The organism is Bacillus sp. Cr_A10, assembly GCF_029222665.1.
Classification (GTDB): domain Bacteria; phylum Bacillota; class Bacilli; order Bacillales_A; family Planococcaceae; genus Psychrobacillus.
Genome location: NZ_JARHXR010000021.1, coordinates 15,576 through 31,947, shown reverse-complemented (window position 1 = coordinate 31,947; position 16,372 = coordinate 15,576). Strand labels below are relative to the sequence as shown.

The following is a 16,372-nucleotide window of genomic DNA, read 5'->3' as shown; positions in this document are numbered from 1 at the left end:
ACGTTTAGTTGAATACAGGTTCTTTGTATGCAGATAGTTTTTCTAACGAAGACTTATCTACATCCGCATGTAAACTATTGCCGTGTGAGTCCATTGTTACGACAGCTGTGAAGTTTTCCACTCGTAAATGCCACATTGCTTCCGGAATGCCGAATTCCATTAGGTCAACGCCTTCGACGCCTTTAATACAGTCTGCATAGTATTGAGCTGCTCCGCCAATCGCATTTAAATATACTCCACCATGTTCGGATAGTGTAGCAAGTGTTTTAGGTCCCATACCACCTTTACCAATTACCGCACGAATACCGAATTTTTTCATAATATCGCCTTGGTATGGTTCTTCTCGAATAGAAGTAGTTGGTCCCGCAGCACGTACATGCCATTTACCTTCATCGTCTTTCTGCATTACTGGACCACAGTGATAAATGATCTGTCCGTTTAAATCTACTGGAGCATCATGACTCATTAAGTGATGATGGATTGCGTCACGGCCAGTATACATACGACCAGTGATTGATACAACATCACCTACTTGTAGGGAGCGTATTTGTTCTTCCGAAATTGGAGCCTGAAGTTCCACCACTTTTTTAGGGGCTTCTTCAGTAGCTTCTTCCTTAAATTCAATTTTTTCTCCATCTTGGTAATGCCAATCTATGATTTCACCTGTAGTTGGGTGAATGTTAATTGCCATTCGACGGTATGCCCAACAGTTGTAAGCAACAGATACATAGAAGCTTGCTGGAATACGGTGCATCACACCAATTTTACAGCCTAGCAGAGTTGCTTCTCCACCGAATCCCATAGTTCCTATACCCAATGTATTTGCTTTTTCAACAATATACTCTTCTAATTTTGCTAGATCTGGATTAGGATTTGTATCTTCTACATGACGGAATAATTGTTCTTTTGCAAGGTCATAACCTGAGGAACGATCTCCACCAATGCCCACTCCAATAAAGCCTGCAGAACATCCTTGCCCTTGTGCTTGATAAACAGAATGTAAAATACATTTACGAATTCCGTCTAAATCACGTCCAGCTCGGCCCAAGCCTTCTAGTTCTGTAGGAAGGCTATACTGAATGTTTTTGTTTTCACAGCCGCCACCTTTTAGGATTAGCTTCATTTCAATATAATCTTTTTCCCATTGCTCAAATTTCATTACTGGGACACCTTCGCCAAGGTTGTCGCCGCTGTTTTTCCCTGTTAATGAATCAACAGAGTTAGGACGAAGCTTCGCATCTTTAGTAGCGCTCACGATCGCACGCTTAATCGCTGCTTTAATTTCTAGTTGGTTAACTCCAACAGGAGTTTTAATTTTGAATGTTGGTAACCCAGTATCTTGGCAAATAGGGGATACGTTGTCATCCGCCATCTGAATATTATTTGTAATGGTGTCTAAACTCATCGCCGCTCGTGTACCAGCATTTTCAGCTGCTTTCGCTTTTTTAATTGCTCGACGGACGTCTTTTGGTAAATTTGTCGATGTTTCGGTTACTAAGTCATAAATACTTTTTTCTAATTGCTCCAATTGCATGGGTCAAACGCTCCTTCTATGTATATGTATCTTAAACATTACAAGTATACTATTTAATCACTTCGAAAAAAAGAGAGGATTCATGTAAGTTTTATGTAGAGCCTTAACGTATCTTCATATGTAATTATCCAATTGATTGATTGGAGCGTAGGGAAGGAAGCGGCTCTGCCCCGCCCGCTGAATGAGTGTTGATCAGTTTGCGGACGATTTACTAATCTGGTTCTTTAAATTGACAAAAGGTATCGTGAGGAGGCCTCTCGATACCTTTTGTCGACAATCTGAGCGTTCGCAATGTGATGCATTTCGAACTTCTTTGACATGCGAATTAATCGTTTGAACTTTTAAATTGTTCCATTTTCAACTCTAAGTCATCCATCATTTGAATAAGTCGATCTATATCTTCCAGTTCAGTCGTTTCAGGTTCAATTGAATCTAATACCTCTAAAAACATTTGCAGACGATCTTTTAAATAAGATACTTGTTGTTCTGGATTTGAAATTTGTTTACCCACAGAATAACACCTCACTTTATGATTTAAGAATAAATGAAAATAGGTATAAAAGATAGGTCCAAAGAGTTATTTTAATAATTATTGTATTTAGAATATTTACTCTTTTATCGTTATGTGTTAAAGTTTCTTTAAGGCATACATAGAAGGGAGGCCGTAGTGAATAGTCGAAAACCATTCAATCGAGAGAAGGAGGGGGTTCAGACATTTCACCGGCATAGACGCCGCAAATGCAGTTATGAATATACAAGTGAATAATAGTTATATGTAAAAGGCTCAGTCAGATCTCACGTAGATATCGACTGGGCCTTTTGTTGATGTCTGCTTTCTATAGCTTACCCAATTTTTAAGAAAAATATATATAATGTGATCGATTTGTCTGCTACACTACTGTTTAGAACAACTTAGAATATATAAAAAGAGGTAGCATATGCAGCAATTTACAGCAGTTGAACGTAAGAGATTTTGGATACTTGTCACGATTGTATCTATATCAGGTTTTTCACAAGGGATGTTATTGCCACTCATCTCCGTAATATTTGAGCAAGACGGGGTAAGTGCGACTTTAAATGGATTAAGTGCAACAGGTCTTTATATAGGTACATTATTAATATCTCCATTTATCGAGCCTCCACTTCGTAAGTTTGGGTACAAGCCCATTATTGTTATAGGTGGGCTACTCGTAATTGTCTCACTAATGCTTTTTCCGTTATGGAAGAGTGTTGCATTTTGGTTTGTATTGCGATTGTTGATAGGGATTGGGGATCATGCCCTTCATTTCTCCACACAGACTTGGATTACTAGCTTCTCCCCACAACATCGATTAGGAAGAAATATAGCGATATACGGGCTTTCATTTGGTGTGGGTTTTGCAGTAGGACCTTTGTTTGTCCAACTTGTAGAAATCTTTGAAGGGCTGCCGTTTATCGTATCTAGTCTTCTCTGTTTAGGAGCCTGGTTGTTAGTCTTTTTTGTTAAAAATGAAAAACCAGAAATTCATACTAGCTCATCAGCTCACACAGGAACATGGAAACGATTTGGAGCAGCGTTCGCTGTTGCTTGGGTAGCATTTATTCCTCCGTTTTGTTATGGATTCTTGGAATCTTCTTTAAACGCCATTTATCCGGTTTATGCACTTCGAAATGCTATAGAAGTTACAAGCTTGTCGTACATACTAGCAGCATTTTCTATTGGAGGAGTTGTCTCTCAACTGCCACTTGGCGTATTAAGTGACAAAATAGGAAGACGAAAAGTGTTAATCATAATGCTTGGCCTTGGCGCAATTACATTTGGAATTGCCAGTCTTTTTGAAACTTCTACCATGATAATAGCCATATTATTTTTTATAGCTGGAATGTTTGTAGGGTCGACATTCTCATTGGGGATTTCTTATATGGCTGACTTAACACCGAAAGAACTGCTTCCTACAGGTAATTTAATTTGTGGTATTTTCTTTAGTCTTGGAAGTCTCTCTGGTCCCTTTTTAGGCGGTCTTTTTATTCAGCTATTTGAAGGTATTAGCTTTTTAGTATTAGTTGCCTTACTACTTGGCATTTTATCGTTTATTATCTTTGTATCGAATCCTCAAAAGAAAAGTTTTGTTTGAAGGAGTGTGAGGTGAAATATGAATAATAGAGTGAAAGAAACCTACAATCAGCTTGCGGATGATTATGAACATAACGTGGATACTAATAGTCCATTCAACACGCAATATGAACGACCTGCGATGATGAACCTTTTGCCATCCGATTTAAGAAATAATAAAGTTCTGGATGCAGGATGTGCGGCTGGGTGGTATACAAAACAATTGATCCATTTAGGAGCAGATGTAACTGCCACCGATATTAGTCCTAAAATGGTAGAGGCTACTAAAAGAAGAGTTGGGGAAGCTGCAAGTGTTTTTTGTATAGACTTGGGAGAAAAGCTTCCTTTTGAAGATGAAACATTTGATTGGATCATTAGCTCTTTAGTACTTCATTATATAAAGGACTGGAGCAGCACTTTCAAGGAGTTTCAGAGAATATTAAATCCCGGTGGAAAACTGTTATTTTCCGTCCACCATCCCTTTATGGATTTTAGATTATCCGAAAATGGAGATTATTTTTCAAATGAATTCATTATCGACCAATGGGAAAGAAAAGGGAGAGTGATTGAAGTTCCATTCTACCGGAGACCTCTTCAACAGATACTAAATGATACACTTGTGCATTTTTTTATTGAGCGGATAATTGAACCTCAACCTACAGAAGAATTTAAAATGAATGAACCTGAAAAATATGAACGTCTAATGAAAAATCCACATTTTATGATTGTAAAAGCGATTAAAAAAGGAAACACTCGGGATTAAATCACCAAGTGTTTCCTTTTTCATTGTTTATTGTAGTTCCAACCGCCATCTCCATTATAAATCATTAGCTTGGACATACCGCCATCAATTGTAATATTTTCTCCGTTGATAAAATCGTTTTTGGGATCACATAAGAAAATAGCAGCTCTTGCTATATCAAGTGGATTTCCTATTCGATGAGATGGATGTTGAAGTAAATCTTCATCAGAAGCATTATAGCTTTCATTTGATTCATGATATTCAGTAGTTTCAATCCATCCAGGGCTGATTGCGTTCACACGTACCTTTCCTGCTAAGCTAATAGAAAGAGCATGAGTTAGTGCTGATATACCTCCCTTTGCGGAACTATAGCTCTCTGTGTCCGCTTGGGACATAAGTGCTCGAGTGGACGACATATTGACGATAGCAGCATGATTGCTAAAATGAGTCAGAAATAGCTTTGTCAACATAAAAGGTGCTGTTATTCCTACATTTAATACTTCAGTAAAATCCTCATAACTGCAATCGCTTATAATTCCCTTATTGCTAAAACACGCATTATTAAGCAAGAAATCAATTGAGCCATATTTTTGAATAACTTGATTGGCAAACTTCTCAATATCTTCTTTTTTAGCTAAATCCCCAGCTATAAATAAATGATTGCCAGATAAGTTGGTAAGCACTTTCTGACCTGCATTTTCATCTTTATCAATAAAAGCAATAGAGCATCCAAGCTTTGAAAACTCTTCTACAAGACATCTGCCAATTCCTTTGGCTCCACCCGTTATGACACATACTTTTCCTTGGAACATATCATCACCCATTTCTTTTATATACTCCATTTTAGCTATAAAACCAACGACAATTCAAAGAGTATGATCTTAAAACGGAAAATTTTGCAAAAAATGAAACTAATTTTCAATTAAAAACGTATGATATAAAAGTGCTCTTAGAAACGATTATGATAGGGGGATTTCATATGCGTACTAATTGGTCGAATTACGCTTGGAAATTATGTTGGGTCGTTGGTTTAATTGCTTTGACATTATTAAGTTCCTTTTTACGGCAAAGAATTCGAGATAATAGCGCAATAACGTTCGACATGCTTCCTTATTTTTGGTTCAGTGCAACTATATTTTTAATATTTGGCTTATATATATCAATACTATTTATCAAAACTTGGACAGTTAATATAAATTGGCCATTACTATTATGTGTAAGTTTACCAAGTTTGCTTATTGCATTTTATAGCCCAGTTATATTCACTATTGTAAAATATACAACTCCTGATTTATCTAATTTTACTGTTCCTATTCCTTATTGGTTACACCGGATAAATGAACTAGGTATTCCAGCAATTGTCGCAGGGTTATCCATAATGATTGGAATGTTTGAAAATAGGAATACTAATAACAGCAATTAATAAATGACACGAGGTAAGTTTAATGGAATTATTCATTGAAAAAGTGAACAGAAAGAAAAGTTCTAAGCCCATTTTGTTTACGAGATTTTTTATACTCTTGGCAATGGTTATCTTTTTAATAATGGCAATAGTTAACGACTTGGATATTTCTTTACTAAGCTTTGTCTTTGTTATGGGAGGTATTGGCTCTACAGTAGACGGTATTGAAAGTTATTATCACAAAGCTAAAAGAAAGGTTGTACTTACGGAAATAGGATTAGGTATTGTATATTTTGTTATTTCATTTATTCTATTTTTCTAATACCGCAGTGTCGAAGGGTTGAATAACTATGAGAAAAATAAGTGTAATAATAGGAGCTACTAGTAGCCTTGTTTTGTTCTTCTATATAATGTATTTTTTAATGACAAATGATACAATGACTACTGTTTCATTTTTTCCAGTAATTATAGGAATGGGAGGGTTTGCTTCGTTTATAGGCGGGCTTATAGAGCTAAAAAAAATAAGTGTGGAAGAAAAGAGTGGAACGACGAACAGGAGGTAACAATTGATAAAAATTAGTGCCAAATCGATACATTCAGAACAAAGGCAGCTTCTGTCTTTTGCGACTTCTGTGGATAAGATTAATCAAGAATATGAAAAATACGTGTCTTCAAATGAACGAAATTTATATGGGCTTGAGTTAAAAGAAAGAATAATTGGTTGTATTGGGATTGAAATTATAAGCTCAAATACTATTGAAATAAAACACATCGCTGTATCACCTAGTGAAAGAGGAAAGGGAATAGGGAGCCAAATGATTAATTTTATTTGTGCTCACTATTCTTCTTGTTCTATTCATACCGAAACCGATAGGGATGCAGTTGAATTTTATCGAAAGTGTGGATTTGAGATTACGAGTTTAGGAGAAAAATATCCAGGCGTTGAACGTTTTATGTGTGAGTTTACTAATGATAAAAGAGTAGCTAACGACTAAATTTAGTTGGATATTTGACTTATCGACCCATTAAATTCCGTTCCAGGCGGACGCTTTCCACCGGCATGGCTTCAGCCGCTTCCCTCGCTACGCTCAGTCCAGGGTCTTCAGCTCATGCTATTCCGGCAGGAGTCGCCGCCCTCCACTCCAATTAACTATTATCCGCTTTTCAATTAGAAAACCATTATGCCATTAATAGAACAAGTTTTTATCACTTCAATTAGTATTTATAGAAAATCGTTGAAAAAGACGACACTCCTGCGGGAATAGCGTTAGCCGAAGACCCCGCAGCGCAGCGAGGAGGCTAAGGCAACGCCCGCGGAAAGGGAGTCATTTCAACGATTTTCTTATTTATCGGACGACATTGTTAGTTAGATCAAATTCTATAGATTTTTTCAGTGCACTCGCAACGCTCCCGCAGGAGTCGAGCGAACGCTTCTTCAAACCAATAAAGTGCTACCTTATTATTTTCTAAATACATAGGAAGAAGTTTATGGCTTCAAGACAAACTTAATACTTTCTTCTTCAAAATCGTGGAATGTTTTGTATGCATCGCTTGCTTTTTCTAGAGGAACTCTATGTAATAATTTCGCGTGGATCAATCTCGCCGTTCGCTATCATTTCATATAGCATAGGCATATAGTGAATAACCGGGGCTTGTCCCATTTTTAAAGTTACGTTTCGTTCAAAAATATTACCTAGTGGGAACATATTATAAAGAGATCCATAAACGCCAGTTAATTGGATAGTTCCAAACTTTCTTACTGAATTTAAGCCAATATCAATAGCGCTCAAAGTTCCACCCTGAAGCTTAAGCTTTTGTTCTACTTTTTCTATCATGGACATTTTCCCATCCATACCGACACAGTCTATAACAACATCTACTCCACCATTTGTAATTTCCTTAATGTGGCTTCCCATGTCATCAAAATCATCAAAATTATATGCTTCCACATTGTTCATTTTGATCGCATGGTTTAAACGATAAGGTACATGGTCAACAGCAATAACTCGCTTTGCACCTTTCATCCAGGCAAATTTCTGTACCATCAGTCCGATTGGTCCAGAACCAAGTACTGCAACAGTATCGCCTGCTTTCATTCCAGAATTTTCAATGCTCCAATAAGCTGTAGGAAGAACGTCCGAAATAAATAATAAGGATTCATCTTCTAATTCGCAGGATTCTGGAATCTTAAAAGGCATGTAATTACCATAGGGCACTCTTAAAAATTCTGCTTGTCCACCAGGATAATTACCATAGCGTTCGGTAAAGCCAAAATAAGCACCTGAATCTATAGCTGGATTTTCATTTGAATTGTCACATTGACTTTCCATTTCATTTTGACAATAGAAACATTCCCCACAGGAAATGTTAAAAGGAATAACAACTCTGTCACCTTTTTTAACTTTTGTAACATCAGGTCCTACTTCTTCTACAATTCCCATAGGTTCATGGCCAATCACATAGTCCTTACGTGTAGGCGTAGCACCTCTATAAATATGCAAATCAGAACCGCAAATGGCAGTAGTCGTAATACGTACGATAATGTCATCGCTCTTTTCAATTATTGGATCGGGTACTTCCTTTACCTTAATATCCTTTGCTCCTTGGAAAGTGACTGCTTTCAAAAAATCTCCTCCTTTAAAAGTGTCTCATTAATAGTAATAACCCAATTTGAAAAAACAAAACCAATAATTAAGAAGATGCTAAAAAGCCAGAGAATCTTAAACAGATTCTCTGGCTTATTTTTAGTTCTTTAATTCTAGTAGAGTTACTGCCTCAACATGTGAAGTTTGAGGAAACATATCTACTGGCTGAATATATTTCACATCGTAAAGATTTGTCAGCTGCTGAAGATCTTTTGCAAGAGTGGAAGGATTACATGAAGTGTATACAAAACGTTTTGGTTTGATAGCTAAAACGGTTTTGATAAATTCATCCTCAAGACCTGTGCGTGGTGGATCGACGGTTAAAACATCTGGAACAAAACCTTCGTTTTTCCATTTTGTTAGCCATTGTTTCGCAGTTCCGTGAACATACTTTGTATTAGTGAAGCCATTCCGTTTAGCATTCTTTTTAGCATCTTGAATAGATTCTTCTATTATATCCATTCCACGAACTTCCTTCGCATTTTTTGCAAGCCAAAGTCCGATTGTTCCAACGCCACAATAGGCATCTACTACTGTTTCATTTCCCGTAAGAGCAGCCGCTTTTTCTATTTCAGTGTATAAATTTTCAGTTTGCTCCGGATTTAGTTGGAAGAATGCTCTAGCTGATAAGTCAAAAGCCAATTCTCCAAGTTTTTCATGAATCGTTTCTTTTCCAAATAAATTGAATGTTGTATCACCAAAAACAAGTGATGTTTTTTCTGCATTAATGTTTTGACTAATGGACACAATATTAGAATCAATTCCACGAATTAGTTGAACAAGTTCCTCTTTATGAGGCATTTTCTTTTTAGTAGTAACAAGTGTTACTTGGATTTGCCCTGTTTTTACACCTGTACGAACAACAATCGTACGAACTATTCCATTTGGATTCTTTTCATCGTATATAGGAATGTTCAGTTTATGCAGGAAGCCTTTAATTTCATTTGTGATATGTGTAGTCACTGGGTGTTGCATAATACATTCATTGATATCAATTAATTTGTTTGAGCTTTCGGCATATAATCCAGCGATAACTTTATTTCCTACGCTTCTTACCTGAAACTGACTCTTATTTCGATAATTCAACGGGTTATCCATGCCAATAGTTTGTTTTACATCAATAGTTGGTGCTAAGTCTTTGACATAACGTTCTAGTGCTTGGATAACAAGATCTCTTTTTTCGATTAGCTGTCTCCCATAACTCATATGCTGAAGCTGACAACCACCGCATGCTTCATAAACTGGACATTGTGGAACTACACGATCAGGGGAAGCCTGACGGATTTTTTTGATTTTTGCTTCTGCATATTTTGCCTTAGCTTCTGTCACTTGAGCTGTTATTACTTCGCCAGGTAAAGCACCTTTAACAAAAATAACATTTCGTTTGAAAAAACCTACACCTTCGCCGTTTATTCCAAGTCTTTTTATCGTTAGAGGAAATTCTTGTCCTACTTGTATTACTGTTTGTTCTGTCATTCCTTCACGTCCTTTATCCGCTTTAACTAGCAGTAAAATCCCCACTTCATCACTCCGGTGGGGATTAACTAAAAGTAAAAGTCCGATTGTTTCAACTAACATTCCATTACTGTGAATGAAGTTTCACTTTATAATCTTGCTTCTATTATAAAGGACAATTTTAAGGTTGCAAATCAATCGGAATATCCAGATTATTCATATTTAATTCGTCTATTGTTCCAAATGTATATCCCATTTTTCTTGCTTCTTGAATGAACATAGGAAGACCTTCTGCATTATCAGGTGAAACAGTGTGCATTAGAATGATTGCACCAGGATGAATTTGAGACATTAATTGATCGTAAGCGTATTTACCGCCCTTCTTCACATCCTTATGCCAATCGATAAAAGCAATTGACCAAAATATATGCTGATGGCCAATTTCGTTTGCAGCTTGTAATACTTGTTCATTAAAGATTCCTTCTGGAGGGCGAGTAACGGTAGTTCTTTTTAGGGTGGTTAGCTCGCTTAATCGTTGGTCAAACTTTTGCAGTTCTTTCTTAACACCTTCTTTTGAAAGCTTAGCTAAATTCGGATGACCATAAGAATGGTTTCCAATTTGATGGCCTTCTTCAATCATTCGTTTAACTAGTGGGGTAGCACTTTCTAGATAATGTCCTGTAAGAAAGAATGTCGCTTTAATATTTTCTTTTTTTAGCGTATCTAAGATACTTTCTGTATATCCGTTTTCATAGCCATTATCGAAAGTGAAATAGAGAACTTTTTTATCTGATGGACCTTTGTAAATAGCCCCATTTCTTTCAAGCATTGCATCTAATTCTGAACCTGCTTCTGCTGGAATTTCGTTTGTCGCTTTCTTCAATCCCCAATGTATTTCTTTGGATTGCGCAGAGAAGGGTTGATAGAAGAGTCCCATACTGATGACAAATGCAGCTAATACTATTCCAAATACATGGTATTTCCACATGAAAAACACAACCTCCTTTTTTAAGTAGGTTGCGCTAGTGGTTTTTATTTATTCATGAATAAATATCTGTTAGTGCTTTACTCAGATTTGGAAAATCAAAAACAAATCCATTTTCTATTAAGACTTCCGGTAAGACATGTTGACCTTCCAAAACAAGTTGGCTTTTTTCACCAAGGGCAAGTTTTAACGCAAAAGAAGGTACTGGGAAGTAATAAGGTCTATCTAATACGCTCGCTAATATTTTGCCAAACTCATTCATTCTTTTTGCATCTGGTGCTGCGACATTAAAAGGGCCATGTATGTTATTTTCTATGGCAAATAGTAGAGCTTTTGCAACATCTCTGACATGAACCCACGACATCCAATTTTTACCCAAGCCGATAGGTCCTCCAACAAATAGTTTATACGGAAGAGCCATTAGTGGAAGTGCGCCTTCACTTTTCCCTAAAATGATTCCAAATCTTCCATAAGCAACTCTAATTCCTAGTTGTTCAGCTGTTTGTGCTTTAACTTCCCAGTCTTGAACTGTTTTCGCTAAAAAGTCTGTTCCAACTACGAGTGAGTTTTCGGTATATGTTATATCTTCCGAGGTAGGATAAATGCCAATTGCACTAGCATTTACAAGAACTTTTGGTTTATGCTCTAATGCATGTAGTATTCGAATAACTTCATCTGTTGCTTGCATTCGACTTTCGTAGATTTTCTTTTTTTGTTCAACGGTCCATCTTCCATTATTTATGGACTCACCAGCAAGATTTACGATTGCATCAATTCCTTCCAGCTTTTTTTCAGGTAAGGAATTGCCTGATAACCATTTTACAAATGAAACATTATTTATGCCTTTATTGGGTGAACGAGTTAAAATAAATACCTCATGTCCCATTTGGAGGAGTAGGTTAGTTAGTTCACTACCTACAAATCCAGTACCTCCAGTAATAGCTATTTTCATATTCAGCCCTCCTTTATGGAATATCTTAACATTCTCCAGAGTTATCACCTATTAAAATATACGGTATAATAGTAGGGATGAATGGAGAGGTTTACTAAATGCCGATTATTACAAAAATAGGTCGTCAAAAAAATAATAAAGAACGATATAATTTATATTTGGATGAAAAATATGCTTTTAGTGTAGATGAAGCAGTTTTGATTAAGTATCAGCTTACAAAAGGGAAAGTAATAGAAGCTTTTACAATCGATGAAATCGTTTTTGATGATGAAGTAAGAAAGGCTTATAATAAAGCAATCAACTTTTTAAGTTATCGTATGAGAAGTGAGCATGAGGTAAAGAAAAAATTATTAAGTAGTGATTTTGGAGAAGCAGTAGTGTTAGAAGCAATTCGAAAGCTATACGAGCATGGCTTTTTAAATGATGAGAGTTTTACGAAAGCATTAGTCGCGACTCAAAAGAAAAACAGTAAAAAGGGTCCTTCAGCTATACGCCAAGAATTAAAGAAAAAAGGAATTGAAAAAGACTTACAAGAAGAGGTTTTAGCAACTTATACAGAAGACGAACAATTGAAAATTGCTCGAACACTGACTGAAAAAATAATTAACCAAAATTCCGATAAAACACCAAGGCAAATTAAACAAAAGGTGCAAGAGGCATTACAACGAAAAGGCTACAACTTCTCGATTATTTCCCAAGCAATAGAATCTTTTGAACTCGAAAAAGAACAGGAAGAATGGGAAGATATTATTTCAACTCAGGGTGACAAGGTTTGGAGAAAATATGTATCGAAATATACGGGATATGATTTGAGGAACAGGGTAAAACAAGCACTATACTTAAAAGGATTTCCCGGAGAGCAAATCGATTTATTTATAGAGAAAAAGGAGCTGGAACAACAGGATGATTGAGAAAAAATATAGTGATATGACAGAACAAGAATTACGAACTGAAATCGCTAGACTGAAAGAGAAAGCAAGAAAAGCAGAACAATTAGGTATTGTAAATGAATATGCAGTATATGAAAGAAAAGCTACAATGGCTCAAGCGTTTCTAACTGATCCAGCTTCTATTAAACCAGGTGAAATGTACCGTATCTCAAGTGATCCAGGAATATTTTTTCAAGTGGAGTATCTTAAAGGAAGATTTGCCTGGGGATACAGATTAGGTGGAGACAAGTATGAAGAAGCATTACCAATCTCGTTATTATTGCCTCTAAAGGAAGGAAAATAAGATGCAGGATAAAATAGATACTTTAACCCAACAGCTAATTGAAAAAAACGATAAACTTTCTGCTGCAAAGGCAAGAGCATGGATTGAACTGCTTTGGTCAGATTTTGAATCATCTTATGCGAAAGCAGGATATGATTACAAAGGTGCAGCAGTCACTGAAATGGTCATCAAAAAATGGATAGAAGGTTATGGTGACCAATTGCATGAATTTGCTAGCTCGAATGAAAAGTATAAGCATCTTTTGGAAGTAGATGATTTCTTAAATTAAAGGCTCTGTTATTTATTACGGAAAGTTTTTAAATTGAGAATACAAAAAACACTGATTCTTACAATGAGTCAAACAAAGCCAAAATAAAAAAAGCTAGGAAATTAATTTCCTAGCGTTTCTATTTTATTTCATCAATAGGCATAAAGTCTAATTTTTTTCGAAGTTTATCTTCACTAAATATCCAACCCGTATAAGAATTGACGATCTCAAGATCTTCATTCAAATGTGCTACTGCCACAAATGGATAATAGTCATTACTACGATATCTCAAATCAATCAGGCGTACTTCGTGTAATTGATCAAACTTCGTGATTTCCCAACGATAGATTGGTGAAAAAGAAAGAAAAGCGCTTAAGTTTTTATCTTTTAAGGCTGCCTTTACCAATTGGGAGTCAGGTATGGGAACTCGTTCGAATTTATCGTAAATGGTAATGGAGCGTCCATATGCTCGTCCAACATAATGGTGTGTTTTGGAGAGAGCAGCTACACGCCACTGGAAGAAGCGCATGGTTGGAGCGGTTATTATTTGATCGGCATCCGGAATGGTATGTTTGACTGCATTTTTAACCGCTGCTTGTACTGCAAATCGTAAAATATAATAACAAACGATTACTGCGTACATAATAAGAAAGGTTGGAACTGGATTAGCACCAAACATCCATAGTAGCAAGCCTAGTACATGTAAGCCAAAAATTATCGGATCGAAAGTATTTATAACACCCAGTGCTACCCATTTCCTTGAAAAAGGCCGGATTGCCTGTGTACCATAGGAATTAAAAATGTCTACAAACACATGTAGAAAAACAGCTAAAAATGTCCACAGCCAAAGGTGCAAGAAATTTGCTTCTTGTATAATCAACCAAAGTACGGATGAAATTAGTAAAGGCCATAAAATGACTGCTGGTATGGAATGAGTAATCCCACGGTGATGTCTTATATATACCGCATTATTGCGTAATTTTAACACTGTATCAATATCTGGTGCTTGGGAACCTATAATAGTTCCAGCAATCACAGCAGTAGTAGTAAGGGAACTACTAGCAACTACGGGGTCGGCAAGTGCTAAGCCTCCGAGAGCTATACCCATTACAATATGTGTACCTGTATCCACTTAACCATCTCCTTTTTGGACAACAAGTTGAATTAATCATAAAATAAAATCGAATAAATAACAAAGCTCACACTAACATATACCCGATTATAAATGACAATAATCGCAAGGAAGGAATTTACATTGAACGAATTATACAAAAAACAAGTACGAAATGCATTAGTTTCTTGGTTTGAGGTAGAAAAACGGGACTTACCTTGGCGTAAAACAAAAGACCCTTATAAAATATGGGTTTCAGAAGTTATGCTACAGCAAACAAAAGTGGATACCGTTATTCCTTATTATGAAAGATTTATTGCAAAATATCCTTCACTGGAGTCATTAGCGAACGCAGATGAAGAAGAATTATTAAAGGAATGGGAAGGTTTGGGGTATTATTCCAGAGCCCGTAACTTACAGGCTGGAGTAAAAGAGGTGGTGGAGTATTATGATCGTAACGTTCCCTCCACTAGAAAAGAAATATCTAAGTTAAAAGGTGTTGGCCCATATACAGCAGGAGCAGTATTAAGTATCGCGTATGGCGTACCTGAGCATGCAGTAGATGGAAATGTTATGAGAGTGCTTTCCCGTCTTTTATTGATAAAAGAAGATATTGCCAAACCAAAAACTAAAAAAGTTTTTGAAGAGGCTGTCATGGAGTTAATCGATAGGGAGAATCCTTCTGCATTCAATCAAGGATTGATGGAGTTAGGAGCAGTGATATGTACACCAACTAAACCAAAATGCTTACTTTGTCCTGTAAGAGAATATTGCTCAGCATTTTTTGAAGGAATGCAAGAAGTACTTCCAGTTAAAACAATTAACAAAAAATCTAAAATACATAGAATGAAAGCAGTTGTCATTGAAAAAGATGGGAAAGTCCTTTTGGAAAAGCGTCCAAGTAAAGGATTGTTAGCGAACATGTGGCAGTTCCCGATGGTAGAGCTACCTACTACTAATCATACAGTAGAAGAGGTAATCGAGCATGATTATCGAATTAGTATTATAAAAGGGAAAGAAATACTTACCTTTAAGCATATCTTTTCACATTTAACGTGGGAAATGGAGAGTTATGCAGCACAGTTAACAAAAGATAAAGGACTACCAACTAACTGCAAATGGTTTACAAAGGTAGAAGTAGAAAATCAACCAATGCCAGTTCCAGTTTTGAAAGTATGGAACGCATGGAAAGAAAGGGATTTGGAACAATGACAACAAGAAAAGTTGCACTAGTTACGGGAAGCAGTAGAGGTTTAGGAAAAGCACTAGCTATTGAACTTGCTAAAAATGGATATGATATTGTTGTTAACTATGCAAGAAGTAAATCGGCAGCACTTGAAACAGTACAAGAGATTGAAGCATTAGGAAGAAAAGCGCTTCTTGTTCGTGCAAATGTGGGAGATATAGAAAAACTACGAGCAATGTTTCAAACTGTAAAAGAAGAGTTTGGCCGTTTAGATATCTTTGTTAGCAATGCGGCTTCTGGCGTATTACGACCAATTATGGAATTGGAAGAGTCTCATTGGGATTGGACAATGAATATTAATGCGAAAGGAATGCTTTTTGGGGCACAAGAAGCGGCAAAATTAATGGATAACGGTGGGAAAATACTTGGGATTAGTTCACTTGGTTCGATTCGGTATCTCGAAAATTACACGACAGTTGGCGTTTCAAAAGCAGCAATCGAATCCCTTACAAGATATTTAGCTGTTGAATTAGCCCCAAAGGGAATTTCTGTAAATACGGTTTCTGGTGGAGCATTAGATACAGATGCACTAAAACATTTTCCTAATCGTGAAGAGTTATTAGAAGATGCGCGAATAAATACTCCTGCTGGGAGAATGGTGGAAATCGAGGATATGGTGAAAACGGCGATGTTTTTATTATCTGATGATTCCATGATGATTAGAGGACAAACGATAATTGTGGACGGCGGAAGATCGATAAAAATGTAAATAATCATATGAATATTAA

18 protein-coding genes and 1 pseudogene are annotated in these 16,372 nt (G+C 36.4%); 11 read left to right on the top strand and 8 right to left on the bottom strand.

The window, feature by feature from the left end; all coding sequences use genetic code 11:
• Positions 1–4: 4 nt before the first annotated feature.
• Together P2Q73_RS18325 and P2Q73_RS18320 are read right to left on the bottom strand one after the other, a co-directional pair.
• The gene (locus P2Q73_RS18325) at positions 5–1,534 is read right to left on the bottom strand and encodes a fumarate hydratase (protein ID WP_275789833.1); all 1,530 of its coding nucleotides are present in this window, start codon (positions 1,532–1,534) and stop codon (positions 5–7) included.
• A gap of 325 nt (positions 1,535–1,859) precedes the next feature.
• Complete coding sequence (locus P2Q73_RS18320) at positions 1,860–2,045, bottom strand: SE1561 family protein (protein ID WP_053592011.1); 186 nt, start codon at positions 2,043–2,045, stop codon at positions 1,860–1,862.
• A gap of 427 nt (positions 2,046–2,472) precedes the next feature.
• Between P2Q73_RS18320 and P2Q73_RS18315 the strand changes: the two genes are divergently transcribed.
• On the top strand, positions 2,473–3,648 hold the full coding sequence (locus tag P2Q73_RS18315) for an MFS transporter (protein ID WP_053592012.1): 1,176 nt from the start codon (positions 2,473–2,475) through the stop codon (positions 3,646–3,648).
• A gap of 18 nt (positions 3,649–3,666) precedes the next feature.
• A complete protein-coding gene (locus P2Q73_RS18310) occupies positions 3,667–4,389 on the top strand; it encodes a class I SAM-dependent methyltransferase (RefSeq protein WP_275789829.1) in 723 nt (240 codons plus the stop codon).
• A gap of 20 nt (positions 4,390–4,409) precedes the next feature.
• On the opposite strand, the gene P2Q73_RS18305 is transcribed toward P2Q73_RS18310, so the two are convergent.
• Positions 4,410–5,192, bottom strand: coding sequence for an SDR family oxidoreductase (locus P2Q73_RS18305; protein ID WP_275789827.1), 783 nt, complete (start codon positions 5,190–5,192; stop codon positions 4,410–4,412).
• Positions 5,193–5,347: 155 nt separating this feature from the next.
• Here P2Q73_RS18305 and P2Q73_RS18300 point away from each other — a divergent pair, with 155 nt between their 5' ends.
• Genes P2Q73_RS18300 through P2Q73_RS18285 form a run of 4 tightly spaced genes read left to right on the top strand, consistent with a single transcriptional unit; the run spans position 5,348 to position 6,765 of the window.
• A complete protein-coding gene (locus P2Q73_RS18300; protein ID WP_275789826.1) occupies positions 5,348–5,791 on the top strand; it encodes a hypothetical protein in 444 nt (147 codons plus the stop codon).
• A gap of 22 nt (positions 5,792–5,813) precedes the next feature.
• A complete protein-coding gene (locus P2Q73_RS18295; RefSeq protein WP_275789823.1) occupies positions 5,814–6,092 on the top strand; it encodes a hypothetical protein in 279 nt (92 codons plus the stop codon).
• Positions 6,093–6,120: 28 nt separating this feature from the next.
• Positions 6,121–6,333 (top strand): hypothetical protein, encoded by a 213-nt coding sequence (locus tag P2Q73_RS18290; protein ID WP_275789821.1) that lies wholly within the window; start codon positions 6,121–6,123, stop codon positions 6,331–6,333.
• Between the two features lie 3 nt (positions 6,334–6,336).
• Positions 6,337–6,765, top strand: coding sequence for a GNAT family N-acetyltransferase (locus P2Q73_RS18285; protein ID WP_275789818.1), 429 nt, complete (start codon positions 6,337–6,339; stop codon positions 6,763–6,765).
• A gap of 491 nt (positions 6,766–7,256) precedes the next feature.
• Here P2Q73_RS18285 and P2Q73_RS18280 read toward each other — a convergent pair.
• From P2Q73_RS18280 to P2Q73_RS18265, 4 genes and pseudogenes are all read right to left on the bottom strand, one after another.
• Positions 7,257–8,394, bottom strand: a pseudogene (locus tag P2Q73_RS18280) (zinc-dependent alcohol dehydrogenase).
• A gap of 120 nt (positions 8,395–8,514) precedes the next feature.
• On the bottom strand, positions 8,515–9,891 hold the full coding sequence (gene rlmD / locus P2Q73_RS18275) for a 23S rRNA (uracil(1939)-C(5))-methyltransferase RlmD (RefSeq protein WP_056833310.1): 1,377 nt from the start codon (positions 9,889–9,891) through the stop codon (positions 8,515–8,517).
• A 160-nt stretch (positions 9,892–10,051) separates the two neighbouring features.
• Positions 10,052–10,858 carry a polysaccharide deacetylase family protein gene (locus P2Q73_RS18270; protein ID WP_056833268.1) on the bottom strand — a complete coding sequence of 269 codons (807 nt, stop codon included), beginning with the start codon at positions 10,856–10,858 and terminating at the stop codon, positions 10,052–10,054.
• A 52-nt stretch (positions 10,859–10,910) separates the two neighbouring features.
• Positions 10,911–11,807, bottom strand: coding sequence for a TIGR01777 family oxidoreductase (locus tag P2Q73_RS18265; RefSeq protein WP_275789814.1), 897 nt, complete (start codon positions 11,805–11,807; stop codon positions 10,911–10,913).
• Positions 11,808–11,905: 98 nt separating this feature from the next.
• On the opposite strand from P2Q73_RS18265, the gene recX reads away from it, so the two are divergent.
• From recX to P2Q73_RS18250, 3 genes are read left to right on the top strand one after another with little or no spacing between them, the layout of a single operon-like run.
• Positions 11,906–12,718, top strand: a complete 813-nt coding sequence (gene recX, locus P2Q73_RS18260; protein ID WP_275789811.1) for a recombination regulator RecX — start codon at positions 11,906–11,908, stop codon at positions 12,716–12,718.
• Positions 12,711–13,040, top strand: a complete 330-nt coding sequence (locus P2Q73_RS18255) for a YfhH family protein (protein WP_053592023.1) — start codon at positions 12,711–12,713, stop codon at positions 13,038–13,040. Before recX ends, P2Q73_RS18255 begins: the two co-directional genes overlap by 8 nt.
• A 1-nt stretch (position 13,041) precedes the next feature.
• Entirely contained in the window at positions 13,042–13,308 is a 267-nt protein-coding gene (locus P2Q73_RS18250; RefSeq protein ID WP_053592024.1) for a YfhJ family protein, read from the top strand.
• Positions 13,309–13,426: 118 nt separating this feature from the next.
• On the opposite strand, the gene P2Q73_RS18245 is transcribed toward P2Q73_RS18250, so the two are convergent.
• Positions 13,427–14,419: a metal-dependent hydrolase gene (locus P2Q73_RS18245; protein ID WP_056833274.1), complete on the bottom strand. Its 993-nt coding sequence runs from the start codon at positions 14,417–14,419 to the stop codon at positions 13,427–13,429.
• A 123-nt stretch (positions 14,420–14,542) separates the two neighbouring features.
• Between P2Q73_RS18245 and mutY the strand changes: the two genes are divergently transcribed.
• Together mutY and fabL are read left to right on the top strand one after the other, a co-directional pair.
• Positions 14,543–15,610, top strand: coding sequence for an A/G-specific adenine glycosylase (mutY, locus tag P2Q73_RS18240; RefSeq protein ID WP_275789806.1), 1,068 nt, complete (start codon positions 14,543–14,545; stop codon positions 15,608–15,610).
• Positions 15,607–16,353: an enoyl-[acyl-carrier-protein] reductase FabL gene (gene fabL / locus P2Q73_RS18235; RefSeq protein ID WP_053592027.1), complete on the top strand. Its 747-nt coding sequence runs from the start codon at positions 15,607–15,609 to the stop codon at positions 16,351–16,353. Before mutY ends, fabL begins: the two co-directional genes overlap by 4 nt.
• The last annotated feature ends 19 nt before the right edge of the window (positions 16,354–16,372 follow it).